General features: G+C 48.9%; 15 protein-coding genes. 4 read left to right on the top strand and 11 right to left on the bottom strand.

From position 1 onward, the window contains the following. Positions 1-27 precede the first annotated feature (27 nt). The 7 genes from rnd to yoaA form a co-directional block, all read right to left on the bottom strand. Positions 28-1,167 (bottom strand): ribonuclease D, encoded by a 1,140-nt coding sequence (gene rnd, locus IEX02_RS18690; RefSeq protein WP_229702292.1) that lies wholly within the window; start codon positions 1,165-1,167, stop codon positions 28-30. Positions 1,168-1,276: 109 nt separating this feature from the next. Then, positions 1,277-2,932, bottom strand: coding sequence for a long-chain-fatty-acid--CoA ligase FadD (fadD, locus tag IEX02_RS18685; RefSeq protein WP_188698852.1), 1,656 nt, complete (start codon positions 2,930-2,932; stop codon positions 1,277-1,279). A gap of 116 nt (positions 2,933-3,048) precedes the next feature. Then, positions 3,049-3,900, bottom strand: coding sequence for an alpha/beta fold hydrolase (locus IEX02_RS18680; RefSeq protein ID WP_188698850.1), 852 nt, complete (start codon positions 3,898-3,900; stop codon positions 3,049-3,051). Positions 3,901-4,037: 137 nt separating this feature from the next. After that, on the bottom strand, positions 4,038-4,649 hold the full coding sequence (locus IEX02_RS18675; protein ID WP_188698848.1) for a Slp family lipoprotein: 612 nt from the start codon (positions 4,647-4,649) through the stop codon (positions 4,038-4,040). Positions 4,650-4,805: 156 nt separating this feature from the next. Further along, on the bottom strand, positions 4,806-5,123 hold the full coding sequence (locus IEX02_RS18670) for a hypothetical protein (protein WP_188698846.1): 318 nt from the start codon (positions 5,121-5,123) through the stop codon (positions 4,806-4,808). A 103-nt stretch (positions 5,124-5,226) separates the two neighbouring features. Continuing rightward, the gene (gene tsaB / locus IEX02_RS18665; protein ID WP_188698844.1) at positions 5,227-5,913 is read right to left on the bottom strand and encodes a tRNA (adenosine(37)-N6)-threonylcarbamoyltransferase complex dimerization subunit type 1 TsaB; all 687 of its coding nucleotides are present in this window, start codon (positions 5,911-5,913) and stop codon (positions 5,227-5,229) included. Continuing rightward, complete coding sequence (yoaA, locus tag IEX02_RS18660; RefSeq protein WP_188698842.1) at positions 5,910-7,838, bottom strand: DNA repair helicase YoaA; 1,929 nt, start codon at positions 7,836-7,838, stop codon at positions 5,910-5,912. Before yoaA ends, tsaB begins: the two co-directional genes overlap by 4 nt. A gap of 654 nt (positions 7,839-8,492) precedes the next feature. Between yoaA and IEX02_RS18655 the strand changes: the two genes are divergently transcribed. The 4 genes from IEX02_RS18655 to IEX02_RS18640 all read left to right on the top strand — a co-directional run bounded on the left by IEX02_RS18655 (position 8,493) and on the right by IEX02_RS18640 (position 12,982). After that, complete coding sequence (locus IEX02_RS18655; protein ID WP_188698840.1) at positions 8,493-8,885, top strand: H-NS family histone-like protein; 393 nt, start codon at positions 8,493-8,495, stop codon at positions 8,883-8,885. Between the two features lie 197 nt (positions 8,886-9,082). Then, positions 9,083-10,000 (top strand): AAA family ATPase, encoded by a 918-nt coding sequence (locus IEX02_RS18650; protein ID WP_188698838.1) that lies wholly within the window; start codon positions 9,083-9,085, stop codon positions 9,998-10,000. 26 nt (positions 10,001-10,026) lie between these two features. After that, positions 10,027-10,965 (top strand): DUF58 domain-containing protein, encoded by a 939-nt coding sequence (locus tag IEX02_RS18645; protein ID WP_188698835.1) that lies wholly within the window; start codon positions 10,027-10,029, stop codon positions 10,963-10,965. Position 10,966: 1 nt separating this feature from the next. After that, positions 10,967-12,982 carry a transglutaminase TgpA family protein gene (locus IEX02_RS18640; protein ID WP_188698833.1) on the top strand — a complete coding sequence of 672 codons (2,016 nt, stop codon included), beginning with the start codon at positions 10,967-10,969 and terminating at the stop codon, positions 12,980-12,982. 42 nt (positions 12,983-13,024) lie between these two features. Here the strand turns inward: IEX02_RS18640 and rlmM are convergent, their stop codons facing one another. The 4 genes from rlmM to IEX02_RS18620 are packed head-to-tail and all read right to left on the bottom strand — an operon-like array spanning position 13,025 to position 15,966. Next, a complete protein-coding gene (rlmM, locus tag IEX02_RS18635) occupies positions 13,025-14,086 on the bottom strand; it encodes a 23S rRNA (cytidine(2498)-2'-O)-methyltransferase RlmM (protein ID WP_188698830.1) in 1,062 nt (353 codons plus the stop codon). Beyond that, entirely contained in the window at positions 14,086-14,460 is a 375-nt protein-coding gene (locus IEX02_RS18630; protein WP_188698827.1) for a DUF423 domain-containing protein, read from the bottom strand. Before IEX02_RS18630 ends, rlmM begins: the two co-directional genes overlap by 1 nt. Next, a complete protein-coding gene (locus IEX02_RS18625; protein WP_188698823.1) occupies positions 14,457-15,071 on the bottom strand; it encodes an alpha/beta family hydrolase in 615 nt (204 codons plus the stop codon). The genes IEX02_RS18630 and IEX02_RS18625 overlap by 4 nt, the downstream gene beginning before the upstream one ends. Beyond that, the gene (locus IEX02_RS18620; protein ID WP_188698821.1) at positions 15,058-15,966 is read right to left on the bottom strand and encodes a transcriptional regulator GcvA; all 909 of its coding nucleotides are present in this window, start codon (positions 15,964-15,966) and stop codon (positions 15,058-15,060) included. Before IEX02_RS18620 ends, IEX02_RS18625 begins: the two co-directional genes overlap by 14 nt. Between the last annotated feature and the right edge of the window lie 143 nt (positions 15,967-16,109).

Raw genomic sequence — 16,109 nt, 5'->3', positions numbered from 1 at the left:
CGGTAACGGCTGTGTTAACGCTGGGCACTATGATCCGGGATGATCAATCGCCCCAACAATCTGGCTAAGGCCGTTTTGTAACAGCGGGCCTCGCCAGCCACACAGCAAATCAGGTTTAAGGTCTGTCAGTTTACCTTCTTCAAGGTCGAACCACAGCCACTTTAACAATTGATTGATCTGTTTTTTTGAGCCCAGCATCTCAACAGGCAGTGAGAGTTCAGTGGCAAGCCCCTCACAAAGCTGCCTAATCGACTGTGACACACGTTTATAAGCGCTGTAATCAATTAGGCGTTCAATCTTAGCCGGATAGTGCTCAGGTGCCACAACCTGACAGCGCTGAATGATTCCCAGCAGCTCATCACCATGACGGCGCACATCCTGAGGCGGTATACCCGGTACAGCAAACAAGGCATTTTTTTGACTGGGTTGACGTTTAGCCAGTTCGAGCAGGAACTGCTCCTTAAACACAAAGTTCAGAGCCAGATTCTTAGTCTTAGCTGTTTGTTGCCGCCACTTGGCCAACTCCTGAAGCACCAATAAGGCTTTTCCTTTGAGTTGCCAATTGTTCTTAATATTCAGATAGGCATATTCATCAGGTAATTCGCTGCGCTTTTTGTTCGCCAGTTGCGCCATCTCATCAAAGATCCATTGGGTACGTCCCAACGCCGCAACTTCTTCAGCCATCTGCGGGTATAGCGCATGTAAATACAATACGTCATTGGCTGCATAGTCTAATTGCTGCTCACTGAGGGGACGGGCCAGCCAATCAGTACGCGATTCCCCTTTATCCAAACTGACTCCCAGGCGCTGCTCGACTAACTTTGCATACCCTAAGGAAGGACCAAGATTCAAAAGCCCTGCGGCAAACTGGGTATCAAAGACAGGGACAGGAATAACCTGCATGGCCGTCCAAAAGGTCTCAAGATCCTCGGAGCAGGAATGCAACACCTTGACAACACTGGGATTAACGAGCAATTCGGTTAGCGCGGACAGATCATCCACCGCCAACGGATCCACCAGGGCCAGCTGCTCACCATCATAAAGTTGAACTAAACCCAATTGGGGATAAAGGGTGCGTGTGCGAACAAATTCAGTGTCAACGGCCAGAAAAGGTTTAGTCACCGCACGTTGGCAATATTCAGCCAACTGCGATGCTTGGGTAATCATTTGATAACTCATCAGCGAAAAGAGGTGCCTCGGTCAGGGTAGAAAAACAGGCAAAAACGGCGCTGAACGGAACTAGCCAACGTCAGCGCCAGGTGATCCTACAGCAAAACTACTCTTTAAGCTCTCTGCGTAAAATCTTACCGACATTAGTTTTCGGCAGCTCCGTGCGAAACTCAACCTTACGTGGCACTTTGTACGCAGTCAGATGCTGACGACAATGATTGATCAATTCCTCTTCCGTCAGTGCCGGGTTCTTCTTGACCACAAACAACTTCACCATTTCACCGGTTGCTTCATTGGGAACCCCCAAGGCGGCCACTTCCGCCACCCCTTCATGCATGGCGGCCACTTCCTCAATCTCATTGGGAAACACGTTAAAACCGGACACCAGAATCATGTCTTTTTTGCGATCGACAATGTAAAAGCGTCCCATCTCATCTACTTTGGCAATATCCCCGGTGGCCAACCAGCCATCGTTTAGCACTTCACGTGTCGCTTCTTCACGATTCAGATAACCTTTCATGACCTGTGGGCCACGCACGTACATTTCGCCCGGCTCACCAAAGCCAACCTCGTTACCACTGTCATCAAGCAGCTTTACTTCTGTAGATGGAATCGGCATTCCAATCGAGCCATTGTATTCGTTGGTTATGGTGGGATAGTTAATGCTGACCACAGGTGAACATTCCGTCAAACCATAGCCTTCCAGCAGCACATGCCCCGTCACTTTCGCCCATTTTTCGGCCACAGGACGTTGTACGGCCATGCCCCCGCCTAACGCGAACTTGAGGTTAGAAAAATCAAGCTCCTTAAAGCCAGGAGTATTGAGCAAGCCGTTAAACAGCGTATTCACACCGGTTAACACCGTAAACGGGTATTTCCCCAGCTCTTTCACAAAACCGGGCATATCGCGCGGGTTAGTGATTAATAGGTTACGGCATCCGTATTTAACAAAGGTCAGACAATTAGCGACCAACGCGAAGATGTGATAGAGCGGCAATGCCGTCACCACCACTTCTTCGCCATCCTTAATCACAGGCTCCAGAATCACCGAGATTTGCTCAAGATTCGCCACCAGATTGCGATGGGTTAACATAGCACCTTTGGACACGCCGGTAGTCCCCCCGGTGTATTGCAAGAAAGCAATATCTTCACCGGTAACATCAGGGCGTTGATAACTCAAACTGGCACCGCTGTGAATAGCCGTCATCAAACTCTGACTACCAGGTAAAGAAAAGGCTGGTACCATCTTCTTCACATGTTTCACTACCAAATTGACGATCCATTTCTTGGGCGCGGACAGCATGTCACCAAGTTGGGTCAGATAAACCTGCTTTATTTTTGTGTCCTGAATCACTTTTTCCAGAGTATGGGCAAAGTTTTCGACAATAATGATGGCTTTAGCGCTTGAATCATTTAGTTGGTGCTTTAATTCACGTGCCGTGTATAGCGGATTGACATTCACCACCGTTAACCCGGCGCGCAACACGCCAAAAATCACCACCGGATTTTGCAGCAAGTTGGGCATCATAATGGCAACCGCATCACCTTTGCTCAGCCCCTGGTGTTGTAAATAGGCGGCAAACTGCTTGGAATATTGGTCCAGCTCTCTGAAGGTCATTTCCTTGCCCATATTAATAAAGGCAACACGGTCGGCATACTTTTGAACAGACTGCTCAAAAATGTCCACTAGCGACGTATAGTGGTCTGGATCGATTTCGGAGGGTATATTGTCAGGGTAATGTTCTAGCCAAATCTTATCCACTGTGCCTCCTGAGGCATTCTTTTTACTTATTATAATCATCTCCGGGACGCCCCCGGGAACCAGTCAGTTCCCATAGTAGCCAAACCCCGGAAAAAGATAAATGATAAAAGTTGTAGCTAATGGGACGCGACCTGCTGCCAAAAGCAGCGAATATGCTCAGCTACCGTCTCTGGATTGTCCATATGTACATGATGCCCTCCCTGCGCATTCACGTCGCTAAGCTGGGCAATCAGTTCTCGCCTCCGGTTAAGGTTATTGCGTACCTTTTCAAACCCTTGCTCTCCCAGCACGGCCATTACCGGACATTGAATCGCGGCCAAGAATGCCTGAGCCTGAGGTTCGGTCAAACGCAGTGATGAAATCGTACGCAAACGTCTGTCGGTTCGCCACATCAGAACATCTTCTTGCTCAACCAGGTTTCGCTCCACCAAAAGCCGGGCAGCAGCCTTACTCAAATCGCCGGCCAGCAATCTTGCGGTAATGGCTTTTGCCAGGCTGGGAGGATGACGCGCAGGTTTCTCATCAATGGCCAGACGGCTGAGAACGGATTCTCGCAATTGCGTTACACTTGATTCCGGCTCCAATGACAGCGGACCAAATGCTTCTATCATGGTTAAGGACTGTACCTGTTCAGAAAATGTTGCGGCATACAAGGAAGCAATGATCCCACCAAGGGAATGCCCCAGAAAATGGCAAGATGACCAGCCCAGTCTATGTAACACCTCGTGAATATCTTGCACCCAGTCCAGCAAATGGTAGTGCGCATCAGCACTTCGATGCGCAGAATGGCCGTGTCCGGCTAAGTCCAGCGCCACCACATCCCAATCATTTAAGTAATCAGCCACGGGTACAAAGCTGGCAGCATTGTCCAACCATCCATGTAATGCCAATACTTTGGGGCCATTGGGGTTACCAAATCTTAGCGCTGATAACGTCAAATGTCTTAAGTCTAAAGATATTTCCTGCACACTTTACTCCTGAGCAGAGACAACGAGCCAAGAGCCCGGCTCAGTTCACACCGTTACGAAACAAAAAAGCGGCAATATATTGCCGCTTACCATGCCAAACTTTACCGCCCCTTAATTTAAGAGGCAAAAACTTGCCGCTAACGGGAAATCTTTTTAGGCACAGAAGTAGGTTTAACCGGTTGCGGGCTGTTCGCACCAGAGGGAGATCTATCCCTGATTATCACCCGTTCATGGTAAGGCCACATATGCCAACCATACCATCCATAAGGGTAAGGCCCATACATACCGTACCCACGAGTAGTAACTTCAACTTCCTGAATTTCTTTCCACAAGTGATAACCACTCGCCTGCAGCGCAGGGAACTGGTAATCAAACTCACCCACTTGCCCTTTTTCGATACCGGTAACCGTACCGGTTACAGTTAAACTTCTGCCGGGTTTATACACCATAGGATCAAGAAACCCATCCACCCGCACGCGGAAGCGCCCGATGCTCTCTTCACCGGAAGTGGGGCGGCCGTAGCTGCGAATCGGATAATGCACCATTTCAATTAGCGTGGCAGCTTTCTGATTTTTAATGTCAGCAATCACCCCGCCCCACAGAACCTGCTGCCCCGTGCTTTGCTCAGGATTCGCTGCCACTTCTTGATAACTGAGTAACTTGGCGCCTTCAGCGACCTTTAGTTCCTTAGGTAAGGAAGAGCATCCTGCCATCAATAATACCATGCCAGCCAGTATCAACTTTTTCATATTCACCTCTGCACAAACTCCGTCTTATTTCATTATCTGCCAGCTAACTGAACAGCTACTGAATCAGCTTTCAGCGTAGATTCAGTCAGTTTGGTTGATTGAACACATTGACCAATAAGCAGACACTTGGTTCCATTTTACTGCGGAACAATCACATCATACGTAAGTGTCGATACCCATGGACTGCTGAATTTCATCTTTCAACTGATTGCGCGCCAAACTTTGGTAAGCTTCAATAGCCTGCTGCCCTCGTGAATTTGGCTGATCGTAGAATTGTTGTTGCTGATCGCGGTATTTATCGGCCTGTACCCTACTATCCTCGTTGCCCTGTCGCACCACGACCTGACTACGAGGGTATTCGGTTGGCGAATCATCCTGAGGCTTACGAGCGGTCTCCTCCCGAGCAGGTCCCCTGACCGCAGGATTAACAACCAACCCTTGTTGCTGAGCGAGTATTGAGGATTCTATTTCCACTTAACTACCATGGATGATTGAGCTTAAGCTTGGACATATAGTAAGCCAAAGATAAGTTAACTGCTCACTGACATTATTCATACAAGAATCGTACCGTAAAATGCTACTCACGCCCCGGCAATTTTTTCCACGTCACGTTGTCTCGCAAGTACACAGGCTGCGCGTCTTCAACCGCTAATGCTTGCCCTGATTGCCAGGCTTGTAAAGCCAACGGCAACATAGCATGGGCCGCAGGATACAAAACATTGGTCAAGGGGGTAATGCGTTTGTCAGGATCCAACTGCGGATAAGCCTGCCATCCGGTACCAACACCAAACCAATCCGCCGACAGCTCATGTTCAGCCAATGCCAATTTCGGCGCAATCACCTGCTCAGCATCAATGACCTGCATGATGCCATCACGCTCTTCAAAGCGCCCAAAATAGACTTCATCCATTCGAGCATCAATAGCAGCAACTATGCGCTTATGACCATGTTCAATGAACGCTTGCTGGGCCATGGCTGCCAGGGTGGAAATGGCAATAACGGGTAACTCAGCCCCCAACGCCAGTCCTTGTATCATCCCCGTGGCAATGCGCACACCGGTAAAACTACCCGGCCCACGGCCAAATGCCAATGCATCTAACTGAGTCAGACTAATACCAGCCTCCGCCAACAATTCATCGACCATGGGCAATAATCGCTGGCTATGTTGTTGGGGACAGACCTCAAAGCGTGACAAGCTGCGCCCCTGATAAGTTAGTGCAGCCGAGCATGCCTCAGTGGCAGTATCAATGACCAATATATTCATGCAACCAGGTTCTCTTGTATTTCGGTTAAAAAGGCCAATGCATCCTCCAAGGTTCGGGTGCGGCGCATGGCGGGCAAACTGGCCAGAAAAATCTTGCCATAATCTCTTGTGACTAGGCGATTATCGCATATCACCAGTACACCACGATCGGCGTAATCGCGTATCAAGCGCCCAGCCCCTTGTTTCAGTGCAATAACTGCCTGGGGAATCTGTAGTTGCCCAAACGGATTACCGCCATGTTTACGGCAATCTTCGATTCGGGCTTCCAGTAAAGGATCATCTGGCGCAGCAAAGGGCAATTTGTCGATCATAACGCAGGTAAGTGCATCGCCACGTACATCAACCCCTTCCCAAAAAGCCCCTGTGCCCAGCAATACCGCATTTTCAGCTTCAAGATAATTATCAAGCAAAGCGCGCTTGCTGGTAGTCCCCTGCACCAAAATCGGATTATCTATGGTTCCTTCCAAGGCTTTAGCTACTTCTCTTAGCATTGCATGACTGGTGAACAATAGAAAACAACGGCCGTTACTGGCTTTAATAAGTTGCCTGGCTACCCCAACCAAGGTCTCTCGCATGGCAAATGCACTGGGTTCAGGTAAATACCTGGGGACACACAACATGGCCTGATTTGCATAATCAAAAGGACTGTCGAGGGACAGTGTTTTTGCCCCACTTAAGCCCATTTGCCGGGTAAAGTGCTCAAATCCTTCACCAACCATCAGTGTTGCAGAGGTAAACACCCAAGTTCGCTTGGGCTCAGCCATGTAATCGGCAAACTTCCTGGCAATAGACAGGGGGGTCAGATGCAGGATGATATGCTTGGGTGTGGTTTCGTACCACAAGCTGACCCCTTTTTTATCCACATCGGTCAGGCGCTCTAACTGCCCCCGGGCTTGTGCGCAGCGCTCATAAATCGCATCCAAGTCTTTGTCACGACCAAGATGTAACTTCACCACCTCGTAAACTACATCCAGAATTTCGTGCAACTTATCCAATTGCTGTTGCACGGTTTCGCGCTCCAGCGCCTGCTTCCAATTGCCTTTTTCCGGCGTTTCGGGAAACTGCAAACGCAAATCAGAGGTAACGTACTTGAGCTTTTCCGCCACTTTACTTAGCTGCTGTGCATCTTTGAGTTTGGTTCGATACACCAACTCCATATCCATACCGAGCTCTTGTAGTTGTCTGCTGGACAACGCCTCACCGAAGTACTCACTGGCTATATCCGGGATTTGATGCGCCTCATCAAATAAAATCACATCGGCATCGGGGATCAGTTCCCCAAAGCCGGTATCTTTTAGCGCCATATCGGCAAAAAACAGGTGGTGGTTAACCACCACCAAATCAGCATCTAAGGCTTGTCGTCTGGCCTTAACCAAATAGCAGTCTTCATAATCGGGGCAATCCTTCCCCAAACAGTTGTCTTGTGTGGAGGTAACAAAAGGCAGTACCCTGGCATCTTCGGCCAAGGTCTTCAGCTCTCCCATATCCCCCGACTTAGTGCTGCTGGCCCATTCTCTGACCACACTGAATTCGTTCAATAAGCTACTATCCGTCACCGAGCTACCGGCTGAGTGCTGTGACAATCTGTGCAGACACAAATAATTTGCACGCCCCTTGAGCAGCACTGTTTGTTTATTGGTTGCCAATGCCCGCTTTAATAAAGGTAAGTCGCGGTGGAAAAGCTGCTCCTGAAGATTTTTAGTGCCGGTCGAAACAATTACCTTCTTGTTGCTCAGCAAGGCTGGAGCCAAATAAGCAAAGGTTTTTCCCGTTCCCGTACCGGCTTCCACCACCAGTTGCTGTTTGTCTTTAATGGCTTGCTGAACGGCTTCGGCCATACTGGTTTGTGCTGCGCGTGGAATGAAGCCCTTAATCACAGTAGATAGGGCACCATCTTTGGCAAAAACTTGCTTGATTGTCGGCATGCTGTCTCCTCTAGGCGCGCAATTATGCCAAAAAGCCTTGATGGATACAGTGGTTTATAAATACAAAGCACAACCTCATCAGGCAAAGCCAATGTTTAAAACCAAACTTACGGGGCATACTTAACGTATTAAAAAAACAGCGAACTGAATAAAGGTTAACCTATTCGAAGTCCCACGGAATTCCTCGGGGCAAAAGTTTGTTAATTCGTGAATCGCTAATTAATCTTTAAATAGAAGGCATCTATCAAGTCCTAACAATCACCACAAGGTTATTCATCGCCTTTCTCCTTCCTGTAGTCATAACCAATGGCTAGGCTGTATCAACACAATTCGATTATGAACAAATTGTTAAATTTTGTAATAAACCCTGTCTATACCTTCATAAGTGCGTCGCTCATTACGGGAAAGTGGCTATTAATTAGGTGGTTAGCGCGTCAATATTTTGGCACTTTCAAATAAGTTAAGCTAAATTCAAATTGCGGACTAAATTTATCGCCCTATTCATTATTCTGAATGTTCAGAGTGAATTACCTTATCGGCCCATCAACTTGGCCGAACAATTTAATTTAGTATTGCAAATATATTAACTAGGCATTATTTTTGTATGGATACCCTATCAACTATTGTGACTCTGAATTTAGACAAGGTGGAAGAATGAGCGACTTCATTAATATTTTGACACACGCACGACGACTGCAAGCTGCAGTTAGAGAATTATCTGTTGCAGAGCTGGAACAGGTTGCAGAGAAATTAGCCGCTGTTATTGAAAACAAGAAAGAGCAGGAAGCTGAAAAAGAGCGTGAGCAGGAGAAGAAGCAAGCGCTGAAAGATGCCATTCTTAAGCAAATGCAGGAAGCCGGTCTGGGTTTGGAAGATTTAGCCGGCGCAGAAGCCAGTACAAGTAAACGTACTGGCCAGAAGCGTCCAGTTAAATATCGTTTCACCGACAAATCTGGTAAAGAACATACCTGGACAGGGATTGGTCGTATTCCCAAAGTATTTGCCGAACTGAAAGAGCAAGGGAAACTGGACAAGCATTCCGTTTAACTCTCTTCCTGTTTATTTTTAAAGGCCGGTTCACCCGGCCTTTATTATTTATACCTGATTATTGCCTCAGATAATCCATCCGCCTTCCTTATATGGCATGCTGCCTTTATCACTCAACAACGCCGGCATTTGTTGCTTTGCCTATAATCAATAGTCGTGCCTAATCGGGCGTTAGCAACTAAGAAGGAAGCGCAGGCATGCAGCCACAAATACAGCAAGCTGTTAAGCAGATTGGTCAGCTTATCATAGGTAAACAGCAGGAAATCCGTCTCGCCTTATCCTGTATGCTAGCCGGTGGTCATCTGCTGATTGAAGATCTGCCTGGCATGGGTAAAACCACCTTGTCTCACGCACTGGCCCAAATATTCGGTTTAGATTTCTCCCGTATCCAATTCACCTCAGATTTATTACCTGCTGATATGTTGGGAGTTAACATCTTTGATAATCAGCAACAAAGTTTCCAGTTTCATCCCGGCCCCATTTTTAGTCAGGTGGTGCTGGCCGATGAAATAAATCGTGCCAGCCCCAAGACACAAAGTGCTCTGCTTGAAGCCATGGAAGAACGTCAGGTGAGTCTGGACGGTCAGACACATACGCTGCCCTCACCTTTTTTTGTAATAGGCACGCAAAATCCACTGCACCAGGCTGGAACCTACCCCTTACCTGAATCACAGCTAGACAGGTTTTTGATGCGTATTCAATTGGGTTACCCAAATTGGCAGGCCGAGAAAGCCATGTTGCAACAACCTCACCATGAACGGGGTCAAACTCTGCCAACCATGATAGACAATATGCTCAGGGCCTCGCTGCAAAAGCAGGTCCATGACGTGCATGCATCAGATGCTATTTTGGATTACATTCTTCGCTTAGTGACCTTCAGTCGGGAATCCGAGCTTTTCGCCAACGCTCTCTCACCAAGAGCCAGTAAAGCACTGCTGCTAGCAGCAAGAGCTTGGGCTGTAACGGATGACAGGGACTATCTAATCCCCGAAGATATTCAGGCCGTTTTACCCGCAGTAGCAGAGCATAGATTACGCTCCTCTCAAGCCGACGGCTTAGGCGCAGCGAGCTTAAGCCATAAACTGATGGAATGCGTTGATACGATGGCAGCCTGATGATAGCGGGCTATATACAGCGCCGGATGACAGCCTGGCTGAGCAAGCGCATTCCACCAGCGCAGCAAATCTCACTTAACCGTGGCAACATTTTTATCTTTCCGTCGCGATTTGGTGCGCTTTACCTGGGCCTTTGTCTGGCCTTGTTTGTGCTGGGTACCAATTATCAGAATAATCTCATCCTGTTACTGGGTTTTTTCCTGTTAGCCTTGATGCTGGTCAGCCTGTTTGCCAGCTATCTGAATTTTTCCGGTCTCTCCTTGCAACTTGGCAAACTTAGCAACAGTTACGCTGATAGCCCCATACTCTTCCCGGTCTGGCTTGAAACGCAAGACACTAATAAAGCTGGCAAAGTGCATTTTGCCTGGTATGGCACTAAGACGATAAACACCGTTGAGCTGGATAATCTGACCAATCCTATTTCGCTAAATAGCACGGCAGTGCAAAGAGGGAAGTATTCCCCCCCCAGACTCACTCTGAGCTGTTATTATCCTTTGGGATTATTCCGCTGCTGGACACATATCGCCTTTAACTGTCAGGTCATTGTTTACCCGGCCCCGATGGCTAAACCCTGGCCCGTCACCACCAAACAGTGTGAACAGCAAGGTGAACAGGCAACACATCAATTCAGTATGGGATCAGGCCTGGATGAGTTTGACACCCTCACGGAGTACCAACCCGGCCAACCACTCTATCATGTGGCTTGGAAACAAGCGGCAAAAGGTCAGGGATTGCTGAGTAAAAGATTTGCGACAGAAGTGCAACAAAGCGGTTGGCTGGTATTGAACTGCGCTGATAAAGAGCTGGAGGAAAACCTCTCCAGGCTGTGTTTTAGCTGTATTGAGTTAGACGCAAAGGGTTGGGTGTTCGGCCTTGAGTTGCCAGGTACCTGCATTTCCCCCGGAAAAGGCCAGGCCCATTTACAAGCCTGCCTGACGGCGCTGGCTTTATTTAAGGCCAACTGACATGTTAAGGCTTAATCCCTCAGCCGCCAATCACGCTCATTTATTGCTGACTCTGGTTCTGCTTTTTCTTAGTTTGAGCCTCTATGAGCCTATACAGTTATGGGTGCTATTACTGGTTGTCTGCGCCGCCGTCATGCGCTTTAGCTTATATATGAACTGGCAGAAGCATCAACTCTCCGTACGCACCCTGAATCTGATGGCCGTGTTATGCGCTCTTGTGCTCGCCTATTTTGGTTGGGAACTAGGTCTATTGCTCGGTATGTTAAATCTGTTAGTCATGGCGAGCAGCCTGAAGATGATGTTACTGGCAACGCGCCGAGACTACTTCCAACTCATTGGCGTACAGTTCTTTCTGCTTGGCGCTGCACTGGTTTTTAATCAAAACATTGCATTCAGCTTATTGTATGCTGGCTTATGCTTACTGCTGCTGATGAGTTTGGCATTTCACATCAACCCGTCAGCCTCCTGGCTAGTCTTATCAAAACGAGTGGCGACACTCTGCGCCCAGGCTCTTCCCATCGCAGTGCTTATGCTGTTGGTGTTCCCCAAGCTAGGCCCGCTTTGGCAGATGCCCACAGGAAAAGGCGCACATACCGGCCTGACCGATAAAGTCTCTCCGGGAGATATAGCCCAATTAGCTCGTTCTGCCGACCTGGCTTTTCGGGTGACCTTTGAGCAGGAGGTTCCCCCGCCCGCCTCTCGATACTGGCGCGCCCTGGTTATGGAAGAGTTTGACGGCAACAGTTGGCAAATACATCCCTATCGCCAAAAGCTGATGCAAAGGCACTGGCGCACGGGCTCACCATTCACCCCACAAGTTAGCGGTGCGGCTTACCAATATCAGGTCATCGCCGAGCCTACCCAGCAGCGCTGGTTGTTCGCTCTGGACACTGCGGTGAGCAATGAACAACACCTGTGGCAAAATCATGATTACACTCTACAAAGTAAAATCCCGCTCCAATCGGCACTGGCCTATCGAGTGCGTTCCTATTATCAAAGCAACTTACCACCCGCTCTGGAACAGCTTGATTCGCATTTAAACTTGCAGTTGCCCGAACGCGCCAATCCCAAGACGCAAAAATGGGCTAAACAGCTGTGGCAAGCCAATCCCAGTCCCCAGCGCTACATCAACGCAATTGCTGCACATATGCGCCAGCAAGGTTTCAGTTATACCTTAAAACCCCAGCCTATGCCGGTTGACCCCATTGATACCTTTTTATTTGAGCAAAAGATGGGGTTTTGTAGCCATTACGCCAGTGCAACGGCCTATTTGCTGCGCCTTAACGGTATACCGGCCCGCCTGGTCACTGGGTATCTGGGCGGAGAAATGCGTGGCGAACGCTATATGAGCGTTTACCAATATGATGCCCATGCCTGGGTGGAATGGTTGTCTGATGATGGCTGGCAGCGACTGGATCCCACGGCTTGGGTGGCGCCGCTACGGGCTGAGTACGGATTAGAACAGGCGGTCGCCCATGAGCAGAGCTTTCTGGCCGATGCGCCTCTATCTGGACTGCGCGGTATCGCCGTATTCCAGGCGCTACGAGGGCTGCTAGATGACATGGACTATTTTTGGAGTCGCTGGATTCTGGGCTTTGACCGCCAGAATCAGCAGGATCTGTTAAAAGTACTGCTAGGTGATCTAAGCCCAGTGAAACTCGCACTTTTCGGCTTAGGCACACTGGCAACCGTTGTGCTGTTACTGGCGCTCTATCACATCAGGAGTTGGTTGCTGATCAAGGGCGATCTGCCCAATTGGTATTACCAAAAAGCGCTGGCACAGCTCGCCAGACAGGGAATACATCGCAACAAGGGACAAGGGCCTGCAGACTTCTGCACCCAGGTCGAAGCGCAGGTGCCCCCCCTTAGCGCACAACACTTTTCAGCCCTGACCCGCTGTTACACCAATCTGTGCTATCGCCAACTGTCATCCGAGCAACACAAACAACAACTGCGCCAAATGCGAGACTTACTCGCCAAGCTCAAACGCAGCCTGGGGCAGGGTCTGTTAACTTAGGGCGGTTTGTGCTTTGAACCTTACTTTGTTCAAACTCAGCCGTTAGTTTTTAAGCCGCAAATGCAAAGTGATTTCCTCACGGTCATGATATAAGTGCTTGGCCTGAATCTGGTAGGCTCGACTTCCCATCGCCCCTTCAATGGCCTGCAAGGCTTGCTGCACCGTTTCAAAGCGCCGCTTCATCGGCAACTTCAAATTAAAAATGGCTTCCTTACACCAACCTTCCAAGACCCATTCTGCCATCAACTTTGCCACTCTGACCGGTTGCTCCACCATGTCGCACACCAACCAATGGACGTTCTTTTTCTTGGGTCTGAATTTAAAACCGTCTTCGGCAAAATGGCGAACCTGTCCTGTTTCCATCAAACTGGGGGCCATGGCCCCATTGTCCACCGACTGAACAAACAGTCCCCGGCGCACCAGTTGATAGGTCCATCCGCCAGGACATGCGCCAAGATCCACCCCATGCATGCCGGGTTGAAAACGGCTTTCCTGTTCCGCCGGGGTGAGAAAAATTTGAATCGCTTCATCCAATTTTAAACTGGAACGGCTTGGGGCTTCTGCGGGGGTCTTTAAACGCATAATGCCAAGTGCATGAGGACTAACCGAAACTGGCTCCGCAAATCCCAGAAATAACTGCTGACCGCTGGTAAAAAAGGCAAACAAAACCGGCTTCTTCGGGTTTTCTTTTTGCGTTAGCTTACCGGCTTTACGCAATGCCTGACGAAGTGGTACCGAAAACTTTCGGCAAAATTTGGAAAGCTCTCGCCCTTCGGTGGTATCGGGATACTCAACCCGTAAATCGCCGCACAGTGGAAAAGCTTCACAAGCCGCCAGTATGGGGCTGATTCTGTCAGTGGGATCCAAGTCATCCAATACTGCCAGACAAGCAAATTGCTGGCGGGAAAAAATTACATCGCGCAGCGGCAGTTGGCGAGCCAAAAGTTCAACGTCATCTGGCTGATAACAATCAAACAGCACAAAAGCACTGTTTGCCTTAGTGCGGGCAAAGCCGAATATCTCCAACTGCGCCGCTTTTTCTTGCAGTTCATTGGCCAGGTCGCCCTCGAATCCAGCCCGGCAATAAGCCAATAATCCCGCCATCAGGCTTGCTCCCCCTTGAACGCCGCTAACAACAACAGTAACCATCCAAGGATAAAGGCCACGCCCCCTATCGGGGTGATAGGGCCAAACCATTTGATACCGGTCAGGGCCAGCAGATACAAACTTCCGCTAAACAACAACACTCCGAGACTGATACTGATAGCAGACCATTTGAGCAGTGCCAAAGGCTGTTGGCGATAAAGTAACACTAACAACACCAGCGCCAGCGCATGCCACAGTTGATATTGCACTGCGGTTTGAAAGGCATTGAGCAAATGTTCAGATAAACGCCCTTTAAGGCCATGGGCACCAAAAGCACCAAGCATGACGCCGGTCATACCATAAAAGGCTCCCAGTGCCAGGATCCACTTCATATATGCGCTCCGATAAAGTCTGCCATTTTTTCACAGGCAAACTGAATGTTGTCGTTAAGGGTTAAGCCCGACGCCTTGCGCGGCACGAAGCTGTGGTCACCATCCATAACAAATTGTACTGATACCCTGGGGTGCAAAGAATAATCTGCCACTTCGGCTTCTCGTCCAAAGGTATCCCGCTGCCCCTGTAAAATCACAACAGCTTTACCTGGCTTCTGCAGATGGGCAATGCGCAATTTGTCGGGTTTTCCCGGGGGATGAAATGGATAGCCCAGACACAAACAACCAGATACCGCCAGTTCATCAACCAACATAGAAGCCACCCTTCCCCCCATTGACTTGCCGCCAATAAAACGCGGTAACGTAGCGGGAACACTATCTAGGGCGTCACGCAGACTGTCTTGCAACACCGGCATAGGATTTGGCGGACGCTTTTTCCCTTCCTGTTCCGCTTGTTGCATATAGGGAAAGTTAAAGCGGTATACATCGATACCCAGTTGGCAAAGGCGCTGAGCCATCTGCTGCATAAAATCACTGTGCATGCCCGCCCCTGCACCATGAGCCAGCAATAAACTGGCCACAGGCCGTTCAGCCTTATCAACTAAAATCATCAGCTTCTTGTTCTTCTTTAACCTGTGTTAATACCCAATCACGAAACGTGGCAATCTTGCCCAACTCTGCCTGCGACTCATGGCACACCACATAATAGGCATTCTTAGTAATGAGTTTTTCGTCAAAAGGACAGATAAGACGGCCGGCTTGTATTTCGGGGCGCGCCAGCACCGAGTGGCCCAGTGCGATGCCCTGCCCCAGTGCCGCAGCCTGCAGCACCAACATGGAATGACTGAAAATAGGTCCTTGATTTACATTCACACCCAGCACGTTAAATTCACGGATCCAGTTTTTCCAAGGCTCTCGGGATGCATCATGCAACAGTAGGTGATAGCGCAGGTCATCTAGGGTATCCAGCGGTTTATCTGACTGAAACAACAAAGGGGAACAGATAGGTGTCAGATATTCGGTATGCAACTTATCGGCCTGCAAGCCAGGCCATTTTCCGCGACCGTAATAAATGGCCACATCCACATCATCGGTCAGGTGCCCTTCATCAAAATCCACAGCTTTGATACGTACATCGATATCGGGATACTGGGCACTGAATTTATGGATCCGTGGCACTAACCACTGAATAGCAAAGCTGGGTGGTAAGGCCACGGTAATGGCCCCCTTCGCCCCACGCGCCAACAGTCGCTGTGTCGCATCTTGCAAAGAACTGAATATATCTTTGATATCAAGATAATAGCCCTGTCCTTCTTCGGTCAGCAGTAGCGAGCGGTTTTTGCGCAAGAACAACTTAATACCCAGAAACTCTTCCAGGGCCTTAATTTGATGACTGACCGCGGCTTGGGTAACAAACAACTCATCCGCGGCACGGGTAAAGCTCAAGTGCCGCGCCGCGGCCTCAAAGGCTTTTAGTGAATTTAACGGCGGCAGACGACGTGACATCAAGATGACTCTTTCATTAGTTTTTCTAATCTATTTACCTAAATTAATGTCAATTTAACGCTTGCTTAAATTAGGTTATATTTTAACCGCGAGATAAAAAATCACTTTACAGGTAATAAGTTACAAAATTGTAGAGCAACATT

The organism is Bowmanella pacifica (assembly GCF_014645355.1).
In the GTDB taxonomy this organism is placed as follows: Bacteria; Pseudomonadota; Gammaproteobacteria; order Enterobacterales; family Alteromonadaceae; genus Bowmanella; species Bowmanella pacifica.
Note: the sequence above shows the minus strand (reverse complement) of the source record. Positions and strands in the feature narration are given on the sequence as shown.

Bases quoted from the DNA above. Each gene is read 5' to 3' on its own strand.
- yoaA (WP_188698842.1), bottom strand. From the start codon at position 7,838: ATGCCGACAATCAAGCAAGTTTTTGCCAAAGATGGTGCCCTATCTACT.
- IEX02_RS18675 (WP_188698848.1), bottom strand. From the start codon at position 4,649: ATGAAAAAGTTGATACTGGCTGGCATGGTATTATTGATGGCAGGATGC.
- IEX02_RS18630 (WP_188698827.1), bottom strand. From the start codon at position 14,460: ATGAAGTGGATCCTGGCACTGGGAGCCTTTTATGGTATGACCGGCGTC.
- rlmM (WP_188698830.1), bottom strand. From the start codon at position 14,086: ATGGCGGGATTATTGGCTTATTGCCGGGCTGGATTCGAGGGCGACCTG.
- rnd (WP_229702292.1), bottom strand. From the start codon at position 1,167: ATGATTACCCAAGCATCGCAGTTGGCTGAATATTGCCAACGTGCGGTG.
- IEX02_RS18650 (WP_188698838.1), top strand. From the start codon at position 9,083: ATGCAGCCACAAATACAGCAAGCTGTTAAGCAGATTGGTCAGCTTATC.
- IEX02_RS18655 (WP_188698840.1), top strand. From the start codon at position 8,493: ATGAGCGACTTCATTAATATTTTGACACACGCACGACGACTGCAAGCT.
- IEX02_RS18625 (WP_188698823.1), bottom strand. From the start codon at position 15,071: ATGATTTTAGTTGATAAGGCTGAACGGCCTGTGGCCAGTTTATTGCTG.
- tsaB (WP_188698844.1), bottom strand. From the start codon at position 5,913: ATGAATATATTGGTCATTGATACTGCCACTGAGGCATGCTCGGCTGCA.
- IEX02_RS18640 (WP_188698833.1), top strand. From the start codon at position 10,967: ATGTTAAGGCTTAATCCCTCAGCCGCCAATCACGCTCATTTATTGCTG.
- IEX02_RS18645 (WP_188698835.1), top strand. From the start codon at position 10,027: ATGACAGCCTGGCTGAGCAAGCGCATTCCACCAGCGCAGCAAATCTCA.
- IEX02_RS18620 (WP_188698821.1), bottom strand. From the start codon at position 15,966: ATGTCACGTCGTCTGCCGCCGTTAAATTCACTAAAAGCCTTTGAGGCC.